We start from the raw sequence: 20,304 nt of genomic DNA, 5'->3' as shown, positions 1-20,304 counted from the left end.
CTGCCACGAACGCCGAGTCTGTACGCTGATTGGCCTGGGTAGCAGGGCCAATCAGTGGGAGTTGGCATGGCAGAGGCACGGGTGGTCCATACCGTGGACAGGAGGCTGGGCAGCCGTCAGCTGGCCGGCCTCCTGACGGGCACCGTGGGCGAACGCCCCGGCTACCGCGCGCTCGCCCACGGCGTGCGCACCCTCCTGCTCGACGGCCGCATCCCACTGCACACCCGGCTGCCCGCCGAACGTGAGCTGGCCTCGGCGCTGACCGTCAGCCGGGCGACCGTCACGGCGGCGTACGACGTGCTGCGCGAGGGCGGTTACGCCCGCAGCCGCCGCGGCGCGGGCACCTGGACCGAGCTGCCGCAGGGGCAGCGGCCGTCCAACGTGGCGGCGTTCCCGGCGGGCGACGACGTCCTCGACCTCGCGATAGCGGCGCCCGGTGCCCCGGAGGCGGAGCTCCGCGCGGCGCTCACCGCGGCGGGCGAGATGCTGGTCCGGCATGCGCCGACGCCGGGCTACCACCCGTACGGCATACCGGAGTTGAGGTCAGCCGTCGCCGAACGCTTCACGCGGCGCGGGCTGCCCACACTGCCCGACCAGATCCTGATCACCACCGGCGCGCAGCACGCGCTGTCGCTGACGCTGTCCCTGCTGGGCAGGCAGGGCGACCGGGTCCTGGTCGAGAACCCGTCGTATCCGAACGCCCTGGACGCGATCCGCGGCGCCGGCCTGCGGGCGGTTCCGGTGCCGGTCACGGAGGACGGCTGGGACTGCGGGCTCGTCGAGTCGTCGCTGCGGCAGGCGGCGCCCCGCCTCGCGTACCTCGTACCGGACTTCCAGAATCCGACGGGCTGCCTGATGCCGCGCGAGCAGCGGCTGCGCATCCTGGAGACGGCCCGCGCCACGGGCACCTGGCTGCTGATCGACGAGACCATCGCCGACATCGCGCTGGACGGACCGCCGCCCGCGCCCTTCGCCTCGCTCGCGGCGCACGGGGTGGGCGAGCAGATCGTGACGTTCGGGTCGTTGAGCAAGTCCCACTGGGGCGGGCTGCGGATCGCTGGGTGCGGGCCGGGTCGGGGCTGATCACGGAGCTGGCGACGAAGCGCGTGCCGAGCGACATGGCGACGCCCGTCATCGAGCAGTTGGTGGCGCTCCATCTGCTGCGCGGCATGGACGACGTGCTGCGCGAGCGGTTGCCGCGCCTGCGGGCGCAGCGGGACGCGCTCGCGGCGTCGCTCGCCCGGCACCTGCCGGAGTGGCGCTGGCGGGTCCCGCCGGGCGGGCTCTCGCTCTGGGTGGATTTGGGGCGGCCGATCGCGTCCTCCCTGGCCCGCGCGGCGCTCGCGCAGGGCGTACGGATCGAGGGCGGTTCCCGCTTCGGCGCCGACCCGGGCACACACGAGCACCGGCTACGCATCCCCTACACGCTGCCCCCGCCCCAGTCCGCCGAGGCCGCACTCCGCCTGTCCAAAACCCTGACCGCCGACCTCCACCCCGACCTCCACCCCACCTCGCCAACCGACACGACCCACCGCCACTGGGTCGCGTAACGCCGTCGCCGCGTAGCCCCGGCGCCACACGAGCCCGGCACCGCCCAAGCCGAGCGTGGCGCAAGCCCGACGTGGCACAAGCCCGGCGTTGCACGAGCCCAGCGTCGCGTAACCCCGGCGCAGCATGAGCCGGGCGCCGCGTAACGCCGACGTCGCACAAACCGGACGCCGCACGAGCCGGGCATAGCACGAGCCCAGCGTCGCGTAACCCCGGCGTCGCACAAGCCGGGCGTGGCAGGAGCCCGGCGTGGCACGGGCCCGGCGCCGCGTAACGCCGACGTCGCATAACCCCAGCCCCGCATAACCCCCGGCGCCGCACGAGCCCGGCCTCGCACCAGCCGGGCGCCGCATGAGTCCGGCGTGGCGCGAGCGGGCGGGCGCAAGCCCGCGTCGCACGAACCAGGCGCGGCACGAGCCCGACGCCGCATAACCCCGGCACCGCACAAGCCGGGCGTGGCGCAAGCCCGCCTCGCACGAGCCCGGCCTGGCACGAGCCCTGCGCCCGCCCGAGCCCGACGTCGCGTGCCCCCGACGTCGCACAACCCCGGCGCCGCCCGAGCCGGGCGCCACACGAGCCAGGCGCCGCCCCAGCCTGTGCCGCATACCCCTGGCGCCACACGAGCCAGGCCCCGCCCGAGCCCGGCGCCGCATGCCCCCAGCGCCACACGATCCCGCCGTCAAACGACCCCGGCCAGAGCCCCGCAGAATCGATCCTTCGGTCTCGGGAGTCTCGGCGGTCTCAGCGGGCTCCGCGGCCCCCGCCGCCCCCGCGCCCCTCCGGCTCGCCGAACATTTCCACCGCGCCCCGCACCGACGCCAGCCCCGCCGCCAGGGCGCTGACGGAGCCGATCGCGCCGGCCACCAGGAGGAGGGAGCGGCGCATTCGGGGGACCTCCGGGGTGCCGTATGCCATTTCCGCCAGCGCCGCCAGTTCGTCCTCGGCGATGCCCCGGTCCGTGAACTCGGCCGGGTGGGCGGCGAGTTCACGGCGCAGTCGGGCGACGGCGGCGCGCAACTCCGCCACCCGTGGGTCCTCGTCGCTCCCGGTCACCTGGCTCTGCTCCACGCTCCGCAACACAGCTCTCCCCCTCGCACGTCTCCGTGCGCTGTTCCGTTCCTCTTTCGCTGGCCCCTGAGGCGCTGGTCAGGCACCGGGGGCCGCGGGTCAGTAAACCGTCCCCGGTGCGGGATGCGCCACTTCGCGCCCGCCGCCGGGACGTGTATGCAGGAGCCATGACGACAGAACCGATGAATGTGAAAGCCGGTGGGGCCGGGGAGGTCGTCGGGGTGCTGCTCGCCGCCGGTGGTGGGCGGCGGCTCGGCGGGCGGCCGAAGGCCCTCCTGACGCACCGGGGTGCGCCGCTCGTGGCGCACGCCGTGCGGGTGCTGCGCGACGCCGGGTGCGAGCGGGTGCACGTCGTGCTCGGCGCGTCCGCCGACGCCGTCCGCGAGCGGGCCTCGCTCCCCGGCTGCGTACTGGTCGACAACCCGGAGTGGGAGGAGGGCATGGGCTCGTCCCTGCGGGCCGGGCTCGCCTCGCTCGGCGGCACCGGCGCGTCCGCCGCGCTGGTCTCGCTCGTCGACCAGCCGGGGATCGGCGCGGCGGCGACGGCCCGGGTGCGCGCGGCGTACCGGTCGCCGACGACGCTCGCGGCGGCCGCGTACGACGGGCGGCGGAGCCATCCCGTCCTGTTCGGGAGCGCGCACTGGGCGGGCATCGCGGCGAGTGCGGTCGGCGACCGCGGGGCACGCGACTATCTGCGGGCGCACTCCGGCGCGCTCACGCTGATCGAGTGCGGGGACGTGGCGGAGGCGTACGACATCGACACGGCCGAGGACCTGATCCACTTGGAGTGACCGACGTGGCACTCAGCGACACGTTCTGTCGACGAGAAGAATCTCGACATCAACAAACCATTGAACTTCCACTATGAGGAAACTAGTATCCACTGACCAGAAGGCCCGTTATCTCGGACGGGGCCCCGCAGCCGTACCTCGGCTCCAGTGGCACCCAGTGCCACCGTGTCTGCCCGGCGGCCCGCCCGGCACCGTCCGCGCAGCTCTCTGAAGGAAGTGACAGCTCATGTCCGCACTAGCGCCGTCGCCGCTGGCCATCGTCGACGCAGAGCCCCTGCCCCGGCAGGAAGAGGTGCTCACCGACGCGGCCCTCGCCTTTGTGGCCGAGCTGCACCGGCTGTTCACGCCCCGGCGTGACGAGCTCCTCGCCCGGCGTGCCGAGCGCCGTGCCGAAATCGCCCGCACCTCCACCCTGGACTTCCTCCCGGAGACCGCCGCGGTCCGCGAGGACGACTCCTGGCAGGTCGCCCCGGCCCCCGCCGCGCTGAACGACCGCCGCGTGGAGATCACCGGCCCGACCGACCGCAAGATGACCATCAACGCCCTCAACTCGGGCGCGAAGGTCTGGCTCGCCGACTTCGAGGACGCCTCCGCTCCCACCTGGGAGAACGTGGTCCTCGGCCAGCTCAACCTCACCGACGCCTACGAGCGCCGCATCGACTTCACGGACGAGCGCACCGGCAAGTCGTACGCCCTGAAGGGCGCCGACGAGCTCGCGACCGTCGTGATGCGCCCGCGCGGCTGGCACCTGGACGAGCGCCACCTCCAGGTCGACGGCAAGCCGGTCCCCGGCGCGCTCGTCGACTTCGGCCTGTACTTCTTCCACAACGCCAAACGCCTCATCGAGCTCGGCAAGGGCCCGTACTTCTACCTCCCGAAGACGGAGTCGTACCTGGAGGCCCGCCTCTGGAACGACATCTTCGTCTACGCACAGGACTACGTCGGCATCCCGCAGGGCACGGTCCGCGCGACCGTCCTGATCGAGACGATCACCGCCGCGTACCAGATGGAGGAGATCCTCTACGAGCTGCGCGACCACGCGTCCGGCCTCAACGCGGGCCGCTGGGACTACCTCTTCTCCATCGTCAAGAACTTCCGTGACGGCGGCTCGAAGTTCGTCCTGCCGGACCGCAACCTCGTGACGATGACCGCCCCGTTCATGCGGGCGTACACCGAACTCCTCGTCCGCACCTGCCACAAGCGCGGCGCGCACGCCATCGGCGGCATGGCGGCGTTCATCCCGTCCCGCAAGGACGCCGAGGTCAACAAGGTCGCGTTCGAGAAGGTGAAGAACGACAAGGACCGCGAGGCCGGCGACGGCTTCGACGGCTCGTGGGTGGCGCACCCGGACCTGGTCCCGATCGCCATGAAGTCCTTCGACGCGGTGCTCGGCGACAAGCCGAACCAGAAGGACCGCCTGCGCGAGGACGTCAAGGTCGCCCCCGGCGACCTGATCGCCATCGACTCCCTCGACGCGAAGCCCACGTACGACGGCCTGGTCAACGCCGTCCAGGTCGGCATCCGCTACATCGAGGCATGGCTGCGCGGTCTCGGTGCCGTCGCCATCTTCAACCTCATGGAGGACGCGGCCACCGCGGAGATCTCGCGTTCGCAGATCTGGCAGTGGATCAACGCGGGCGTCGTCTTCGAGAACGGCCAGACCGCCACCGCCGACCTCGCCCGCGAGGTGGCGGCGCGTGAACTCACCGCGATCCGCGCCGAGATCGGCGACGAGGCCTTCGCGGCCGGCAAGTGGCAGCAGGCCCACGACCTCCTCCTCCAGGTCTCTCTGGACGCGGACTACGCGGACTTCCTGACCCTCCCGGCGTACGAGCAGCTGCGCTGACCTTCCGTCAACACGTGCAATATGAGAAGGCCCCCGGCACCGCACAGCGCCGGGGGCCTTCTCATGTGCCTGTCAGCCGAGATGTGACGACCAGTCCTGCTCCGCCGCGGGCTTCCCGTGCAGATCGGGCACCCGCTTCAGCCAGGCCGGGCGGCCCTTCTCCGTGGCGGCCGCACGCCTCGCGTCCGCGGCGGCCAGCTCACCCCGGCTGGGGAAGTCCACCGGCAGCCACGCCGCCGAAGCCTGGGCGCGGGCCGACAGGAAGGCCACGTACGCCTCACGCACCTCGTCCGGGGACGTGAAGCCCGGCTCGTCGGCCAGCCACGCGTCGGGGACGAGGCCGACGATGTCGCGGAGCACGGATTCCGTGACGAGCGGGGCCAGTTCGGCATCGGCGGCGGCCATGTCCGGCCCGTACCCGCCGAGGGCGTGGTGACGGAAGTCGTACGCCTTGTCGGGCGGTGTCGCACCCCAGCGGTGGTGGAACACCAGGGCGGCACCGTGGTCGATGAGCCACAGCTTCGGCTGGTGGACGCCGAAGGTGGGCCAGATCATCAGGTTCGAGCTGTGCACGGTCCGGTCCACGTTGGCCGTGAGGGCGTCGAGCCAGACGACCTTGCCGGCCTCCAGCGGGTCGACGTCGATCGCCTCCGGGGTGAAGTCCGCGGCGCCCGGCAGCAGGTCCATGCCGAGGTTGAGGCCCACGCTGGCGTGCAGCAGGTCCTGGACCTCCTGGTGCGGCTCGTCGGCGGCGACCGCCGGGTCGAAGTGCACGAGGACCAGTTCGGGAAAGCGCAGACCCAGATGGCGGGCGAGTTCACCGACGACGATCTCGGCGACGAGCGCCTTGCGCCCCTGCGCGGACCCGGTGAACTTCACGACGTACGTGCCCAGATCGTCGGCCTCGACGACGCCGGGCACGGAGCCGCCGGTGCGCAGGGGTGTGACGTAGCGGGTCGCGGTGACCTCTCTCAGCATTTTCCCTGGCCACCCACTTCGTCGTCCGCGTCCGGCATGAAGTGAGCATAGTAACCGGGGTGATCAGGTCAGATGGGAGAGCAGTCGGGCTTGTCGGTCCACCCCGCCGCGCACTCGTAGAGGGTGAAGGAGGTGTTGTAGCCGCGGGCCGCGCCGAGCTTGTTGTATTCGTTCACGGTGATGCGCTGCGCCACGTAGTGGTCGGTCGCTGTGCCTTCGGCGGTGGCGGAGTACGGCGGCTGAGAGCCGGTCGGCGACGGCGTGGGCGTCGGCGTCGGGGTGCCCGGGTCGCTCGGGGACGGGGTGGGCGAGGTGGTGTCGTCGATGTCCCAGAAGCGGACGAGGTGGTACGCGGAGCAGATGTTCACGTCCAGGATGTAGGCGGCGGCGGTGCCGCACTTGGCCGCCCCGGTCCCCGGGTCGACGGGATGTCCGTGCCCCATGCCGGTGATCTCGTACGTCTCCACGGTGTCGCCGTAGACCCGGTGGGGGTGACCGCCGACCGTGTCGGTGGTGTCGGGCGTCTGGTCGGTGCCGTTGACGTCGGTGAACTGCTTCATGAGCTCGGTGGCGTTCGCGGGCTTCACGGTAGTGTCCGAGGTGCCCTGCCAGATGGAGACCTTCGGGCGCGGCCCGGAGTACGCGTGGGCCGCCCTGACCTTGTCTCCCCACTCCTTGGGGCTCTTGGTGACGCCGGGGCTCATGCAGGTGAAGGCGGTGGACACCGAGTTGGCGCAGCCGTACGGCAGTCCGGCGACTATGCCCCCGCCGGAGAAGACGTCGGGGTAGGCCGCCAGCATGACGGCCGCCATCGCCCCGCCTCCCGAGAGGCCGCTGACATAGGCGCTCGTCGAGCCGTTGTCCTGTTTCGCGCGGTCGACCATCTGCTTGATCGACAGTGCTTCTCCGGAGCCCCGCCGGACGTCACCGGGTTCGAACCAGTTGAAGCAGGAGTTCGCGTTGTTCGACGGCTGCTGCTGGGGCAGGACCACGGAGAACTTGTACGTGTCGGCAAGTTCCAGCCAGCCGGCGTTGGCCCCGTAGCCCGTGGCGTTCTGGGTGCAGCCGTGCAGGGCGACCACGACGGGGCGGCCTTCGGGCAGCCCCTGGGGCACGTAACGGAACATGCGCAGGTTGCCCGGGTTGGATCCGAATCCGGTCACTTCTTGTGGGGTGGCGGCCGCGCGGGACGGGCTGGCAAGCGACACGACGGACAGCACGGCGAGCAGCAGGACGACCAGGGCCGCGGCGAGCACTCCGGCTGGTGGGCGGCCTGCCGCGGGCAGGATGCGGGGCTGTTGTGGCATGGGGGGAGACCTCCACGTTCGGCTCTGTGACGGCCTTTGTGCTGACGGCCCTCACGGGTTGTGTGGAGGTTAGGGGCGCGCCTGCCGTCCGCGCCTTGGCTGGAACCACCACAATGCCGATCACGCCAATGGTGGCCAGAACCATCAGGGCGCGGTGTCGGAAGGCGGGGTCAGGCCTGTGGGGCGCGCCTTGTGGCTGCTGAGGCGGTGCAGTCGCAGGGCCAGTTGGAGTTCCAGGGCCCTGGTGGGGTCGTTCCAGTCGGGGCCGAGGAGTTGGGCGACCCGGTCAAGGCGCTGCACGACCGTGTTGACGTGCACGTGGAGGGCGTCCTTGGCCTTGGACAGGCTCGCGCCGTGCGTGTAATAGGCGTCGAGGGTCTGGGTCAGCTCGGTGCCCCGCTGCTGGTCGTAGGCGAGTACGGGGCCCAAATAGCGTCGTACGAAGCCGTCGAGGTCGGAGCGGTCGCCGAGCAGGACACCGAGGAAACCCAGCCCCGCGATGTCGCTGCCGTCTCCGGTGCGGCCCAGCGCGTGCAGGGCGGTCAGGCAGCGGCCGGCTTCCGTGTAGGTGCCGGGCAGCTGTGCGGGGCCGGTGGCGGGTCCCGCGGAGCCCACGGTGACGGGGGCGCCGGTGGCCTTCCGGAGGTCTCTCGCCAGTTCGGCGGCGAGTGCGCCGGGGTCCGACGACGGGACGAGCAGGACGATGTGGCCGTTGTGGGCCCCCGCGAGCCCGCCCAGCGAGCGGGCGCTGCGTACGGCTTCCGCGAACAGGTGCGAGCGCGGTTCGTCGTCGGTGTCCAGGGCGAGGACGGCATGGGGCAGGGAGAGGTTGATGCCGAGTCTGCGGGCGCGGAGGGTCAGGCTTCCGCTGTCGTGGCGGCCGCCGGGCTGGTGGCAGGTGAGCAGGTCGTCGAGGAGCTCGCCGCGGACGCGGTCCTCGGCCTCGGCGACGGTGCGGCGCAGCAGCAGGAGGAGGGCGGCGACCAGCGCGGCGCGTTCGAACAGGCGCCGGTCGGGGTCGGCCAGGTCCGCGCGTCCGGTCAGGATGACGCTGCCGAGGAGTTCCGATCCGGCCAGGACGGCGCAGACCCAGGTGCCGTCCACCGGGACGGCGCGGCCGCCGGTGCGGGAGGCCGTGATGCCCTGCGGGGAAGGGGTGAGGGGTTCGGTGCCCGCGCGGGCCATCTCCGTGCCGTCCGGGTCGTGGAGGGCGATGCCGCCGCCGAGCAGCGCGGCGATCTCACGGACCAGGTCGTCGACGGTCGCGCCGCGCAGGACCAGGTCGGTGAGGCGGTCGTGGGCGTCGGCGGCGCGGCGCAGCGCCGTGCTGTGGGCGCGCGCGGTCTCGTTGGCCGTGTTGAGGTCGACCAGGGCGGAGCGGGTTTCCTCCAGCATGCGGGCGCTGTCGATGGCCACGGCGGCGTGGTCGGCGAGCGAGGTGAGCAGGGCGATGGCTTCCGGCGGGAAGTCGCGGGTGGTGCGGTCGGCGGCGAAGAGCACGCCGATGACGCGTTTGCCGACGCGCAGCGGTACGCCGAGGATGCCGCGCAGCCCTTCTTCCAGGACCGCTTCGTCGATGACCCGGGTGTGCTTGAAGCGGGGGTCGGTCTGGTAGTCGGCGCTGGTGTAGGGGCGGGCGGTCTGGGCGACCAGGCCGCCCAGGCCCTCGCCCATGCCGAGGCGCAGCTGTTGGAAGCGGGCGGAGACCGAGCCGTCGGTGACGCGCATGTAGGTGTCTTTGGCGACGGGGTCGTTGAGGGAGAGGTAGGCGGCGTCGGTGCCGAGGAGGGTTCTGGCCCGGTGGACGATGGCGCGCAGGACGGCGTCCAGGTCGCGCAGGGCCGCGAGGTCGCTGGCGGTGTCGAAGAGTGCGGCCAGCTCGGCCTCGCGTCTGCGGTGCTGGTCGAGGGTGCGGCGGATCTCCAGCGCGGTCCGGGTGGCGTCCTCCAGGAGCGACCGCTCCTCGGGTGGCAGCTGCGCGGTGGCGGCGTCGCCCGAGGGGCGGGTGAACTGGTCGGCGGGCGCTCCGGAGGCCAACAGGGTCAGCAGCTGCCTGAGGGACACCATCGCACTGTGAGCCGCTGCGCGGTACGTGCGGTCGTTCACGGTGGTCATGTGGGCACTCCTCCTGTCCGGGCGGGCGCCGGAAACGTGTCAGGCGTGGTCCGCGCCGGCGGGTTCGGGCGCCGGTCGTGCTGTCTCGTCCGTGGAGTCGGACGTCGTGACGACGGTGAGGTCCCGGCCGCGGGTCTCCCTGGCGAGGGCGACGGTGATGGTGGTGACGACCGCGGCCAGGCAGAGATAGAGGGCGACGGGCGTGGCGGAGTCGTACTCCTTGAGCAGCTCGACCGCGATGATCGGTGCCAGTGCGCCGGCCACGATGGAAGCGAGCTGGGAGCCCATGGAGGCACCGGAGTAGCGGACCTTGGTGTCGAACATCTCGGAGATGAAGGCGGCCTGTGGACCGTACATGGCGCCGTGCAGCAGCAGGCCGACGGTCACCGCGAGCGTGATCACGGCGAACGATTTGGAGTCGAGCAGGGCGAAGAAGGCGAAGGCCCACAAGGCCATGCCGACCGAGCCGATGAGGGTGACAGGCCTGCGTCCGATCCGGTCGGAGAGCGCGCCCCACAGCGGGATGGTGACGAAGTGGACGGCCGAGGCGATCAGGACGGCGTTCAGCGCGGTGCTCTTGGGCAGGTCCAGGTGGTTGGTGACGTAGACGAGGAGGAAGGCGGTGAGGATGTAGTAGGCGATGTTCTCGCCGAACCGGGTGCCGATCGCGGTCAGGACCTCGCGCCAGCTGCGGCGGAACACCTCGACCACCGGCGGCTTCTCCTTGATCCCGCGGGCGGCGTCGGCCTGGGCCTTGGCCTGGGCGGCGAGGAAGACGGGCGACTCGGAGACGGAGATGCGGATCCACATGCCGAGGAGGACCAGGACGCCGGAGAGCAGGAACGGGATGCGCCAGCCCCAGGCCTCGAAGTCCTCCTCCGACTGGACGGCGGCGAGCAGGGCGAGGACGCCGGTGGCCAGGAGGTTGCCGCCCGGCGCGCCGGCCTGCGGCCAGGACGCCCAGAACCCGCGCTGCTTGTCACCACCGTGTTCGGATACGAGGAGGACCGCGCCGCCCCACTCGCCGCCCAGCGCGAACCCCTGGACGAGGCGCAGCACGGTGAGCAGGATCGGCGCGCCGATGCCGATGGTGTCGTAGGTGGGCAGCAGGCCCATGGCGAAGGTGGCCCCGCCCATCATGAGCAGGCTGATGACGAGCAGCTTCTTGCGCCCGATCTTGTCGCCGAAGTGCCCGAAGACCACGCCGCCGAGGGGGCGGGCGGCGAAGCCGATCGCGTAGGTGATGAAGGCGATCAAGGTGCCCATCAGCGGGTCGGCGGTGGGGAAGAACAGCGTGTTGAACACCAGCGCGGCGGCGGAGCCGTAGAGGAAGAAGTCGTACCACTCGATGGTGGTGCCGATCAGGCTCGCGCTGACGATGCGGGCGATGCCGGGAGAGCGGTCTGGCGCGGTGGGGCCGGTGGCCGGGGCGTCGGACATGTGTCACCTCGTGTGCGGGGAGGGAGCGGGACGGGAGGACGGGCGGGGACGGGGAACCGGTGAGCGAGGGGGAGCGGGATCAGCTCGCTCCCCAGCCGCCGTCGAGGGGCAGCGAGGCTCCGGTGATGTAGCTGGTGTGCGGCCCGCACAGCCACAGGGCGGCGGCGGCCACCTCCTCGGCCTCCAGGAGCCGTTTGACCGGGGCGCGGGTGAGCAGGACGTCGGAGAGGACGTCGCCGGCGCTGATGCCGTGAGCCACGGCCTGGTCCTGGATCTGGCCCTCGACGAGCGGGGTGCGGACGTAGCCGGGGTTCACGCAGTTGCTGGTCACACCGTGCGGGGCACCCTCGACCGCGGTGGCCTTGCTCAGGCCCTCCAGGGCGTGCTTGGCCGTGACGTAGGCGCTTTTGAACGCGCTGGCGCGCAGTCCGTGGACGCTGGAGATGTTGACGACCCGGCCCCATCCGGTGGCGTACATGTGCGGCAGCACGCGGCGGATCAGCAGGAACGGAGCCGTGACCATCACCTGCTGGATGAGCGCGAAGCGCTCCGGCGGGAATTCGTGGAGCGGGGCGACATGCTGCAGCCCGGCGTTGTTGATGAGGACGTCGATGTGTTCGGGAAGCGTGTCGATCACGTCCGGGTCGGCCAGATCGGCGGTGTGGGCCACTCCCCCGATGGCGTCGGCGACCGTCTTGGCCTTCTCGGCGTCGACATCGACCACGTGGACCTCCGCGCCGGCGGCGGCGAGGGCGGCGGCACACGCGAGACCGATGCCGCTGCCGCCGCCGGTCACGAGTGCGGCGCGGCCGGACAGGTCCACGCCGCCCGCGGCCGACATGGTCGAGGCGGTCGGCCCCAACGGATGCGAGGATGCAAATTCCCTGGTCATGGCCGGAAACAGTAGAGACACCTCAGCGGCTCTCCTATGGCGACGAACACCACAATGGCCCGTCCAGGGGTGGCGGATTCTCCTATGTCCACGCCTGAAGTGAGGGTTTTGTCCTTACCGGCCGGTGCGCCCGAGGGGGCACGTGGTGAGCAGTGTGGCCGCGTCGGCCGTGGCCGGACGGGGCACGGTGCGCCCGGCCGGCGGCAGGGCGGAGCGGGTCAGCCAGCCCTCCAGGGCGGTGAAGGCCGAGCGGTGGCAGGGCACGAGCGGCCGCAGCCGATCGGGGAAGGTGTCCACGAGGGAGTCGGTGTGGGTGCCGCCCTCGATGCGGTAGTAGCGGTGCAGCCCGCCGCGGCCGGCTTGGCGCACCATGCGGGCGTAGACGTCGGAGTCCTCGCTGATGGGGAGCAGTACGTCCAGGGTGCCGTGGACGGTGATCAGGGGTTTGCCGATGCGGCCGGTCAGGGCGATCCGCTGCACGGCACGTCGCACCTCCGCGGGGCGTGAGGCGTAGTCGTAGTCCGCGTCGCAGGCCGGGCTTTCCGGGGCGCAGTACGGGGTGCCGGCTTCCGTCGGGCCGTCGAAGCCCGGGTCGATCTCCTCGCGGTAGATGCGCTGGGTGAGGTCCCAGTACGCCTTGTGGTGGTACGGCCACAGGAACTCCGAGCCGGCCGGGTATCCGGCGGCGTGCATCGCCGCGCGCGCCCTGTCGGCGCCGGGGCCGCCGTTCGCGTGGGTGGGGTAGTGGCGCAGCGCGGGCGGCAGGAACGTGAGCAGGTTCGGCCCGTCCTCGCGCCAGAGCGTGCCTTCCCAGTCGACCCCGCCGTCGTACAGCTCGGGGTGGTTCTCCAGCTGCCAGCGCACGAGGTAACCGGCGTTGGACATGCCGGTGGCCAGGGTCCGGGTGGGCGGGCGGTGGTAGCGCTGGGCGACCACCGCGCGGGCCGCGCGGGTGAGCTGGGTCAGGCGTGTGTTCCACTCGGCGATGGCCTCGCCCGGCCGGTCTCCGTCGCGGTGGAAGGCGGGGCCGGTGTTGCCCTTGTCGGTCGCGGCGTAGGCGTAGCCGCGGGACAGGACCCAGTCGGCGATGGCCCGGTCGTTGGCGTACTGCTCGCGGTTGCCGGGGGTGCCTGCCACGACCAGGCCGCCGTTCCAGCGGTCGGGCAGGCGGATGACGAACTGCGCGTCGTGGTGCCGGCCGTGGTTGGTGTTGGTGGCGGAGGTGTCGGGGAAGTAGCCGTCGAGCTGGATGCCGGGCACGCCGCTCGGGACCGTGAGGTCCTTCGGGGTGAGGCCGGCCCAGTCGGCCGGGTCGGTGTGACCGGTTGCCACGGTGCCCGCTGTGGTCAGCTCCGCCAGGCAGCTCGCCCGCTGGTGGGCGGCGCCGGGCACGGTGAGGCGGGTCTGATGGGTGCAGTGCTGGTCCTGTGCGGGGTCCGGGGTGGTGGCCGACGCTGTCGGCGCGACGGACAGCGAGGTCAGGAACAGGGCGGCGGCGAGGGTGGCGCGCAGACGTGGTCGTGCGCTCGTGGTGCGGGGCGGGGCCATGGAGTACCTCCGTTTGCGGACAGGCGACGGGCGGAGGCTAGGCGTCCGGGGCGGGGGACGGGTATGGGAAGGGCCGCCATGAACCCGCCCCGCGGGGAGGTGTTCGCCGCCATACCGCAGCTGGGACCACCACGCGCTGGGGCACTTCCCGGGGCCGGTCGCTCCCCGCGTGGCTGCGTACGACCGCCATATGGAGGCCGCTCAGTGTGTGACCGAGAACCATGGTGAGAGGCGGTCCGCGGTTCCTAGGCTCAGCGCCGAATCGGTCGAGCAGCATCAAGGTCGAGCAGCATCACTGACGAAGAGAGGTCGCATGGGTCTGGACAAGACGGTCGCGGACGTCGCCCGAGCGGTGAGAGGCATCCCCGACGGGGCGTCACTCGCCGTCGGCGGATTCGGTCTCTGCGGCATACCGAGCGCGTTGATCGACGCGCTGCTGCGCGAGGGCGCTTCCGGTCTGCGGATCGTCTCCAACAACTGCGGTGTGGACGACTGGGGGCTCGGCCTGCTGCTGCGGGCGGGCCGGATCGCCCGGATGACCAGCTCGTACGTGGGAGAGAACAAGGAGTTCGCCCGGCAGTACCTCAGCGGGGAGCTGGAGGTGGAGCTGGTGCCCCAGGGCACCCTCGCCGAGCGGCTGCGCGCCGGGGGCGCGGGCATCCCCGCCTTCTACACACCGGCCGGCGCCGGGACGCAGATCACCGAGGGCGGGCTGCCCTGGCGCCACGGTCCGGACGGCGGCGTCGTCGTCGCCTCCCCGCCGAAGGAGAGCCGCGTCTTCGGCGGCACCGAGTACCTGCTCGAGCAGAGCATCACCACCGACTACGCACTGGTGCGAGCCACCCTCGGCGACCGCCACGGCAACCTGGTCTTCCACTCCTCCGCCCGCAACTTCAACCCGCTGGCCGCGATGGCCGGCAAGGTCACGATCGCCGAGGTCGAGCACCTGGTGGAACCCGGCGAGCTCGACCCGGACGAGATCCACCTGCCCGGCGTCTTCGTCCAGAGCGTGGTGCGCGTGCACCCCGACGACCCCGCAGCCCAGCGGCGCATCGAACGCCGCACCGTCCGTACCCAGCAGGAAGTCGGTGCCTGACATGGCGCTCACCCGTGAGCAGATGGCCTCCCGGGCCGCCCGGGAACTGATCGACGGCACGTACGTCAACCTCGGCATCGGCCTGCCCACCCTCATCCCCAACTACCTGCCGCCAGGGGTCGAAGTGGTCCTCCAGTCGGAGAACGGCATCCTCGGCGTCGGCCCCTACCCGACCGAGGACGAGCTCGACGGCGACCTGATCAACGCGGGCAAGGAGACGGTGACGACGCTGCCGGGCGCCTCGTTCTTCGACTCCGCGCTGTCCTTCGGCATGATCCGCGGCGGGCACATCGACGCCGCCGTCCTCGGCGCCATGCAGGTCTCCGCCACCGGCGACCTCGCCAACTGGATGATCCCGGGCAAGATGGTCAAGGGCATGGGCGGCGCCATGGACCTGGTGCACGGGGCCCGGCGGGTCATCGTCCTCATGGAGCACACGGCCAAGGACGGCAGCCCCAAGCTCGTGGCGGAGTGCACGCTGCCGCTCACCGGCCGCGGTGTGGTCCAGCGCGTCATCACCGACCTCGCCGTCCTCGACGTCACGCCCGACGGCTTCGAACTGGTGGAACTCGCGCCCGGCGTGACGTCCCACGACGTCGAGACGGCGACGGCCGCCAAGCTGATCGTGCCGACGCGGCTCATGGCACCGGCCGCCGCCTGAGCGCATCACCCCGGCCCGGCCCATCCCCCAGGAGGCGCCGGCATGGTCACCGCACGTCAATGATCCGCCGAGCGCCCACCCGAGCGGTTGATCCTGGTGCGTTCACGGCTCGGCGCTCCCCCGGCATGCCACCACTTGACGCCTGTACGCCCTGTCACATGCCGCGCCACCTGCCGACACACACTGCGATTGCTCACTTCTCGTGGTGAAGGGGGACCTCCGTACCATTCGCGCACGTCACGCACGTCAGCTGATTCCGCTCCTGCTCCTCTGCCTCGCCACCCTGGCAGCCACCGTGCCCCCGCCGTCCCGGGGGCCCGGCGGTGCGCAGTGCCGTGACACGACGCTGGTCGGGGTGGCGCATCAGGACGACGACCTGCTGTTCATCAATCCGGCGATCGCCGAGGATTTCGACCGGGGGAACTGCCTCCGCATCGTGTACGTGACCGCGGGCGACGCCCAGTTGGAATGGGCGGGAGGGTATGTGCTCCGCCGCGAAATGGGCGTACAGCAGGCGTACAGCGCTCTCGCCGGCCGGCCGATGAGCCCCAGGGCGCCCAGCCCCTGGGAGGTCTCACCCGTGCGGGCGGGCGGGCGGACCCTGCACAGCGTCCGCCTGGACAACGGACCGCTGCGGCCGGACATCCGGCTGGTCTTCCTGCGGCTGCCCGACGGCGGCTGGCGCGGAGAGGCGTCGCGGCGCCGGAGCCTGCTCGCGCTCTTCCGGGCGAGAATCGGCTCGCTCGGCGCGGTGGACGGGTCCGCCCGCTACACGGAACCGGCTCTGATCAGCACCTTGGCCGCCCTCATCGAGCGTTTCCGGCCCTGCGCCGTACGCACGCTGGACTTCGCCAACACCGCGCTGAAGTCGTCCGGCGAGGAGTGGGCCGACCACAGCGATCACGCGGTCACCGGCCGGTATCTCCGCCTGGCGACCCTGCGGGCGCGCCCGCAGGGGGAATCTCCTCGGCTGACGGGATACGAGGGGTACGGAAGCGCGCTGCGCCCGCCCAATCTCGGCGCCGTACAGACCGCCCGGAAGACCGCCGTTTTCGAGCACTACCACGTCCATGACGAGAGGCGGGTGCGCGACTGCCCCGGGCACTACTGCTCACCCACCAGAAAGGCGGTGGGGCGCTACGCGCGATGGCTCGAACGCCGTTACGCGCGCCGGGCACCCGATCCCCGGCCCGGCACCGTCGTCTCCTGGATCGGCTCCACGGCCGCCGACTTCACCGCGTCCGAGCTGTGTCTGACCGCGGACCGCGACGCCGTCCGCACCGCGCCCTGCACCGGCACGGTCCACCAGGTGTGGCGGCTCGCGGACGGAGACCTGCGGACCGGGGGCGGTCGTCTCTGTGCGCGTGTCCGGGGTGGGGCGGTCGTGCTCGCCCCCTGCGCGGGCGGGTCGGCGGCCCGGTGGGTGGTCACGCGGTGGGGGCAGTTGCGGGCGGGCGGGAGCTGTCTGACCCAGGACGATCTGCTGCGGCCGCGTCCCCGGCTGCGGCCGGCGGCCTGCACGGCGGCGGATCCGGGGCAGCGGTGGTTCGTCCACGGTTCTCGGTGAGGCCGGTGCAACCGAGCGGGCTCTGCGCCGCCGGAACTCGGAACCCGGCACCCCTTGCGTACCCTTGCCGCATGCGGATGCGTCCCACTCTGAGCTGGAGTCCTCCCGAGGATCTGCCGCCGGCCACCACCGATCTGGGGCCGGTCGCCGGTGCGCTGGAGGCCGGTGGCGTGCTGGTGCTCAGTGGGGCGGGGATCTCCACGGAGTCGGGGATTCCCGACTACCGGGGCGAGGGCGGCAGCCTGAGCAGGCACACTCCGATGACCTACCAGGAGTTCACGGCCGATGCCCGCGCCCGACGCCGGTACTGGGCGCGCAGTCACCTCGGCTGGCGGCTCTTCGGGCGCGCCCGGCCCAACGCGGGGCACCGGGCCGTCGCCGCGTTCGGGCGGCACGGCCTCCTGTCCGGTGTGATCACCCAGAACGTCGACGGGCTGCACCAGGGCGCCGGCAGCGAGGGCGTCGTGGAGCTCCACGGAAGCCTGGACCGCGTCGTCTGTCTCTCCTGCGGCGCCTTCAGTCCGCGGCGTGAGCTCGCCGTGCGGCTGGAGGAGGCCAATCCCGGGTTCGAGCCGGTGGCCGCCGGCCTCAATCCGGACGGTGACGCCGACCTCAGCGACGCACAGGTCGGGAACTTCCGCGTCGTACCGTGCGGAGTCTGCGGTGGCGTCCTCAAGCCGGACGTCGTGTTCTTCGGCGAGACGGTTCCGCCGGAGCGGGTCGAGCACTGCCGCGAGCTGGTGCGCGGTGCGACCTCGCTGCTGGTCCTCGGCTCCTCTCTGACGGTGATGTCGGGGCTCCGGTTCGTCCGTCAGGCGGCCCAGCTCGGCACGCCTGTACTCATCGTCAACCAGGACCCGACCCGTGGCGACCAGCACGCCGTCACCCGGGTCGCCCTGCCCCTCGGCGCGGCTCTCACCACCGTCGCCGACCGCCTGGGCGTCTCCGTCCCGGCCCGGTAACCGCGCGTCACGCCCGGGCGTACACTCGGCCGCATGGGTCACATGGGTTCCACGAGGTGCACGAGGGCACCTCGAACTCGCGAGCACGGCTAGCGACTCTCGCGCCGACTCGCTGCGGCCGTCACAGCCATCGCTGCCGCCGCAGCCGCCCCTACCGCCGCGCCCGGCTTTCTCCGGGCGGTCTCCCTCCCCGCTCCACGTCACCACCACAGCTTCCCGGCCCCCGCCGGCGCTGCAGCCTGGCCGCGACCGCACGACCGGGTCCGCGCCACTTCGAATGGATCATCGTGAAGCTGAACGAGTTGTTGGCCGGACACGACCATCATGTACTCCGGGGCGAGCCGGGCACCGTCGCGGTCACCGCCGGGGTGACCTTCGATGTCGACCGGGTCGGGCCCGGTGCCGTGTTCGTCGCCGTGCCCGGGCACCAGGAGGGCGGGCCGAGCGCTGTGGGCGCCGCGTTCGCCCGGGGAGCCGTGGCCGTCATCGTGCAAGGGATGGATCCGACGCTGTCGGTGGTGCCCCGGTCCGCGGTCGGGTGTGTCGTGCGGGTGGCGGACGCGCGGCGTGCGGCCGCGGTCGTCGCCTCGCGGTACTTCGGCGAACCGGGGCGGCAGATGGACGTGGTGGCGATCACCGGCACCAACGGCAAGACGTCCGTCTCGTACATGGTCGAGTCCGCCCTGCGGCTCTCCTCCGGGGCGAAGGTGGGGGTGATCGGGACGGCCGGCAGCCGGATGGGCGACGAGCGGATACCCATGCCGCGGTCCGTGCTCACCACCCCGGAATCGCCGGACCTGCAGTACCTGCTCGGCCACATGCGAGACCGGGCGACCAGCAGCGTGGTGCTGGAAGCCACCTCGATGGCGCTGCTGACGCACCGGGTGGACCGCACCTTCATCGATGTCGGCGTCTTCACCAACCTGACGCAGGATCACCTGGACGACCACGGCACGATGGACGACTACCGGGACGCCAAACTCCGGCTCTTCCAGGGCCTGTGCCGGCATGCGGTGGTCAACGCCGACGACCCCGTGGGCGCCGGGATCGGCGCGATGATGCCGGGTGCGGTGACCACGTACGCGCTCGACGGTCCTGCGGACTACCGGGCGACCGACCTGGTCGTGAGCGCGTCGGGCACACGGTTCACCCTGTGGCACGGAGGGCGTGCCCGTCCCGCGTCGATCCCCTTCCCCGGCCGGTACTCCGTGGCCAACGCCCTCGCGACGCTCGCCTCGTGCCATGTGCTCGGGCACGATCTGGACGCTCTCGTCGCCGCGCTGGCGCAACTGCCGCCCGTGCCCGGCAGGTTCGAACGCTTCGAGACGCCGGAGGGGACCTCGGTGATCGTGGACTACGCCCACTCCCCCGACTCCCTGGACAAGGTCCTGACCACCATCCGCGGTTACGCGCGCGGCCGCGTGATCACCGTCTTCGGCTGCGGCGGCGACCGGGACACGACGAAGCGTGCGGACATGGGGAGGATCGCCGGGGCCCACTCCGACCTCTGCGTCGTGACCTCCGACAATCCGCGCTACGAGGACCCCGAGGCGATCCTGGACCAGATCGTCCCCGCTCTCACGGCGACCGGGACCCCCTTCGAGCGGCTCGCCGACCGTCGCGAGGCCATCGCCTTCGCCCTGTCGTCGGCGGGTCCCCTGGACACGGTCCTCATCGCCGGCAAGGGAAGCGAACCGCATCAGACCGTCCGCGGGGAGCTGCTTCCGTTCAGCGACATGGCGACCGCGCGGGAACTCGCCGTCACGCCTCGCGCAGTGCCTTCGCGAGCGGCGAGTCGCCGCTGACCTCGACACGGCCGTCCCGGACGCCCTGTCCGAGGGTGAGTCCGCCGCGGGTCAGGGCCACGCACGCGGCGGCGTCCAGGGTGAGGGCGGCGTCGGCGCCGTCCGGTGCGGGGCCGTCGCCGTAGGTCGGTTCGTCGCGGGTCAGCCGGACGTGGAAGCAGCCCTCGGCGAGCCGCACCTCCACCATGCCCTCGGCGCCCGCGTCGGTGCCGACCGCCGCGAGGTGCTTCAGCAGCGGCAGGGCAAACCAGTGCGCGCGCACCGCGTCCGTGGGCCTGCGCTCCTCCAGGGCGGGGGCGCCCCACGCGGCGAGCGCCTCCAGGACCGGCAGCAACTCGCGCCCCCTGCCGGTCAGTTCGTAGACGTACGCCGCCGAGGGCGCGGGCAGCCTGCGGCGCGTCGCGAGGCCCCGCTGTTCCATGTCCTTCAGGCGCGAGGCCAGTACGTCCGTGCTGACGCCCGGCAGGTCGGCGTGGAGGTCGGTGTAGCGGCGGGGACCGACCAGCAGTTCCCTGACGATCAGCAGGGTCCAGCGGTCGCCCACGGCGTCCAGGGCCCGGGCTGCCGCGCAGTACTGGTCGTAGCTTCGGCGAGGTGGCATGCGACATAGTCTATGCAAGTTGTTGGACTTTCCAAGCGGGGGCTTGGTAAAACCAAGTAACACACGTCACGGGAGGCGC

At 72.0% G+C, this 20,304-nt stretch carries 17 protein-coding genes; 9 read left to right on the top strand and 8 right to left on the bottom strand.

Annotation, left to right across the window (positions count from 1 at the left end; translation table 11 throughout):
- Positions 1–66: 66 nt before the first annotated feature.
- On the top strand, positions 67–1,083 hold the full coding sequence (locus tag ACZ56E_RS16830) for an aminotransferase-like domain-containing protein (RefSeq protein WP_471214772.1): 1,017 nt from the start codon (positions 67–69) through the stop codon (positions 1,081–1,083).
- Positions 1,062–1,550 (top strand): hypothetical protein, encoded by a 489-nt coding sequence (locus tag ACZ56E_RS16825; RefSeq protein ID WP_471214770.1) that lies wholly within the window; start codon positions 1,062–1,064, stop codon positions 1,548–1,550. Before ACZ56E_RS16830 ends, ACZ56E_RS16825 begins: the two co-directional genes overlap by 22 nt.
- A 739-nt stretch (positions 1,551–2,289) precedes the next feature.
- On the opposite strand, the gene ACZ56E_RS16820 is transcribed toward ACZ56E_RS16825, so the two are convergent.
- Positions 2,290–2,601: a DUF5955 family protein gene (locus ACZ56E_RS16820; RefSeq protein WP_471214849.1), complete on the bottom strand. Its 312-nt coding sequence runs from the start codon at positions 2,599–2,601 to the stop codon at positions 2,290–2,292.
- Positions 2,602–2,783: 182 nt separating this feature from the next.
- On the opposite strand from ACZ56E_RS16820, the gene ACZ56E_RS16815 reads away from it, so the two are divergent.
- Together ACZ56E_RS16815 and aceB are read left to right on the top strand one after the other, a co-directional pair.
- Complete coding sequence (locus ACZ56E_RS16815) at positions 2,784–3,407, top strand: nucleotidyltransferase family protein (protein WP_471214769.1); 624 nt, start codon at positions 2,784–2,786, stop codon at positions 3,405–3,407.
- 226 nt (positions 3,408–3,633) lie between these two features.
- Positions 3,634–5,253 (top strand): malate synthase A, encoded by a 1,620-nt coding sequence (gene aceB, locus ACZ56E_RS16810; protein WP_471214767.1) that lies wholly within the window; start codon positions 3,634–3,636, stop codon positions 5,251–5,253.
- Between the two features lie 72 nt (positions 5,254–5,325).
- Here aceB and ACZ56E_RS16805 read toward each other — a convergent pair whose 3' ends face one another.
- The 6 genes from ACZ56E_RS16805 to ACZ56E_RS16780 form a co-directional block, all read right to left on the bottom strand.
- Complete coding sequence (locus ACZ56E_RS16805) at positions 5,326–6,231, bottom strand: HipA family kinase (RefSeq protein ID WP_471214765.1); 906 nt, start codon at positions 6,229–6,231, stop codon at positions 5,326–5,328.
- A gap of 68 nt (positions 6,232–6,299) precedes the next feature.
- Complete coding sequence (locus ACZ56E_RS16800; protein ID WP_471214763.1) at positions 6,300–7,538, bottom strand: extracellular catalytic domain type 1 short-chain-length polyhydroxyalkanoate depolymerase; 1,239 nt, start codon at positions 7,536–7,538, stop codon at positions 6,300–6,302.
- 144 nt (positions 7,539–7,682) lie between these two features.
- Positions 7,683–9,653: a helix-turn-helix domain-containing protein gene (locus ACZ56E_RS16795; RefSeq protein ID WP_471214761.1), complete on the bottom strand. Its 1,971-nt coding sequence runs from the start codon at positions 9,651–9,653 to the stop codon at positions 7,683–7,685.
- A 39-nt stretch (positions 9,654–9,692) separates the two neighbouring features.
- On the bottom strand, positions 9,693–11,093 hold the full coding sequence (locus ACZ56E_RS16790) for an MFS transporter (protein ID WP_471214759.1): 1,401 nt from the start codon (positions 11,091–11,093) through the stop codon (positions 9,693–9,695).
- Between the two features lie 79 nt (positions 11,094–11,172).
- Positions 11,173–11,934, bottom strand: coding sequence for a 3-hydroxybutyrate dehydrogenase (locus ACZ56E_RS16785; RefSeq protein ID WP_471214848.1), 762 nt, complete (start codon positions 11,932–11,934; stop codon positions 11,173–11,175).
- A gap of 165 nt (positions 11,935–12,099) precedes the next feature.
- Positions 12,100–13,533 (bottom strand): 3-hydroxybutyrate oligomer hydrolase family protein, encoded by a 1,434-nt coding sequence (locus ACZ56E_RS16780; RefSeq protein ID WP_471214757.1) that lies wholly within the window; start codon positions 13,531–13,533, stop codon positions 12,100–12,102.
- 313 nt (positions 13,534–13,846) lie between these two features.
- On the opposite strand from ACZ56E_RS16780, the gene ACZ56E_RS16775 reads away from it, so the two are divergent.
- The 5 genes from ACZ56E_RS16775 (at position 13,847) to ACZ56E_RS16755 (ending at position 19,624) form a co-directional block, all read left to right on the top strand.
- On the top strand, positions 13,847–14,629 hold the full coding sequence (locus ACZ56E_RS16775) for a CoA transferase subunit A (protein WP_471214755.1): 783 nt from the start codon (positions 13,847–13,849) through the stop codon (positions 14,627–14,629).
- A 1-nt stretch (position 14,630) separates the two neighbouring features.
- On the top strand, positions 14,631–15,290 hold the full coding sequence (locus ACZ56E_RS16770) for a CoA transferase subunit B (RefSeq protein WP_471214754.1): 660 nt from the start codon (positions 14,631–14,633) through the stop codon (positions 15,288–15,290).
- Between the two features lie 355 nt (positions 15,291–15,645).
- Positions 15,646–16,857, top strand: coding sequence for a ricin-type beta-trefoil lectin domain protein (locus ACZ56E_RS16765; protein ID WP_471214752.1), 1,212 nt, complete (start codon positions 15,646–15,648; stop codon positions 16,855–16,857).
- A 71-nt stretch (positions 16,858–16,928) separates the two neighbouring features.
- Positions 16,929–17,819 (top strand): NAD-dependent protein deacetylase, encoded by an 891-nt coding sequence (locus tag ACZ56E_RS16760; protein ID WP_471214750.1) that lies wholly within the window; start codon positions 16,929–16,931, stop codon positions 17,817–17,819.
- 287 nt (positions 17,820–18,106) lie between these two features.
- Complete coding sequence (locus ACZ56E_RS16755) at positions 18,107–19,624, top strand: UDP-N-acetylmuramoyl-L-alanyl-D-glutamate--2,6-diaminopimelate ligase (protein WP_471214748.1); 1,518 nt, start codon at positions 18,107–18,109, stop codon at positions 19,622–19,624.
- Here ACZ56E_RS16755 and ACZ56E_RS16750 read toward each other — a convergent pair.
- Positions 19,581–20,225 carry a winged helix-turn-helix transcriptional regulator gene (locus ACZ56E_RS16750; RefSeq protein ID WP_471214747.1) on the bottom strand — a complete coding sequence of 215 codons (645 nt, stop codon included), beginning with the start codon at positions 20,223–20,225 and terminating at the stop codon, positions 19,581–19,583. The two genes, ACZ56E_RS16755 and ACZ56E_RS16750, sit on opposite strands and share 44 nt — an antisense overlap.
- Between the last annotated feature and the right edge of the window lie 79 nt (positions 20,226–20,304).

It is taken from the genome of Streptomyces sp. NPDC039480, from assembly GCF_055597165.1.
The sequence above is the reverse complement of the archived record's forward strand: the minus strand, read 5'-3'. Positions and strand labels throughout refer to the sequence as shown.

Bases quoted from the DNA above. Each gene is read 5' to 3' on its own strand.
- ACZ56E_RS16830 (WP_471214772.1), top strand. From the start codon at position 67: ATGGCAGAGGCACGGGTGGTCCATACCGTGGACAGGAGGCTGGGCAGC.
- ACZ56E_RS16815 (WP_471214769.1), top strand. From the start codon at position 2,784: ATGACGACAGAACCGATGAATGTGAAAGCCGGTGGGGCCGGGGAGGTC.
- aceB (WP_471214767.1), top strand. From the start codon at position 3,634: ATGTCCGCACTAGCGCCGTCGCCGCTGGCCATCGTCGACGCAGAGCCC.
- ACZ56E_RS16805 (WP_471214765.1), bottom strand. From the start codon at position 6,231: ATGCTGAGAGAGGTCACCGCGACCCGCTACGTCACACCCCTGCGCACC.
- ACZ56E_RS16800 (WP_471214763.1), bottom strand. From the start codon at position 7,538: ATGCCACAACAGCCCCGCATCCTGCCCGCGGCAGGCCGCCCACCAGCC.
- ACZ56E_RS16795 (WP_471214761.1), bottom strand. From the start codon at position 9,653: ATGACCACCGTGAACGACCGCACGTACCGCGCAGCGGCTCACAGTGCG.
- ACZ56E_RS16790 (WP_471214759.1), bottom strand. From the start codon at position 11,093: ATGTCCGACGCCCCGGCCACCGGCCCCACCGCGCCAGACCGCTCTCCC.
- ACZ56E_RS16785 (WP_471214848.1), bottom strand. From the start codon at position 11,934: ATGTCGGCCGCGGGCGGCGTGGACCTGTCCGGCCGCGCCGCACTCGTG.
- ACZ56E_RS16780 (WP_471214757.1), bottom strand. From the start codon at position 13,533: ATGGCCCCGCCCCGCACCACGAGCGCACGACCACGTCTGCGCGCCACC.
- ACZ56E_RS16775 (WP_471214755.1), top strand. From the start codon at position 13,847: ATGGGTCTGGACAAGACGGTCGCGGACGTCGCCCGAGCGGTGAGAGGC.
- ACZ56E_RS16770 (WP_471214754.1), top strand. From the start codon at position 14,631: ATGGCGCTCACCCGTGAGCAGATGGCCTCCCGGGCCGCCCGGGAACTG.
- ACZ56E_RS16760 (WP_471214750.1), top strand. From the start codon at position 16,929: ATGCGGATGCGTCCCACTCTGAGCTGGAGTCCTCCCGAGGATCTGCCG.
- ACZ56E_RS16750 (WP_471214747.1), bottom strand. From the start codon at position 20,225: ATGCCACCTCGCCGAAGCTACGACCAGTACTGCGCGGCAGCCCGGGCC.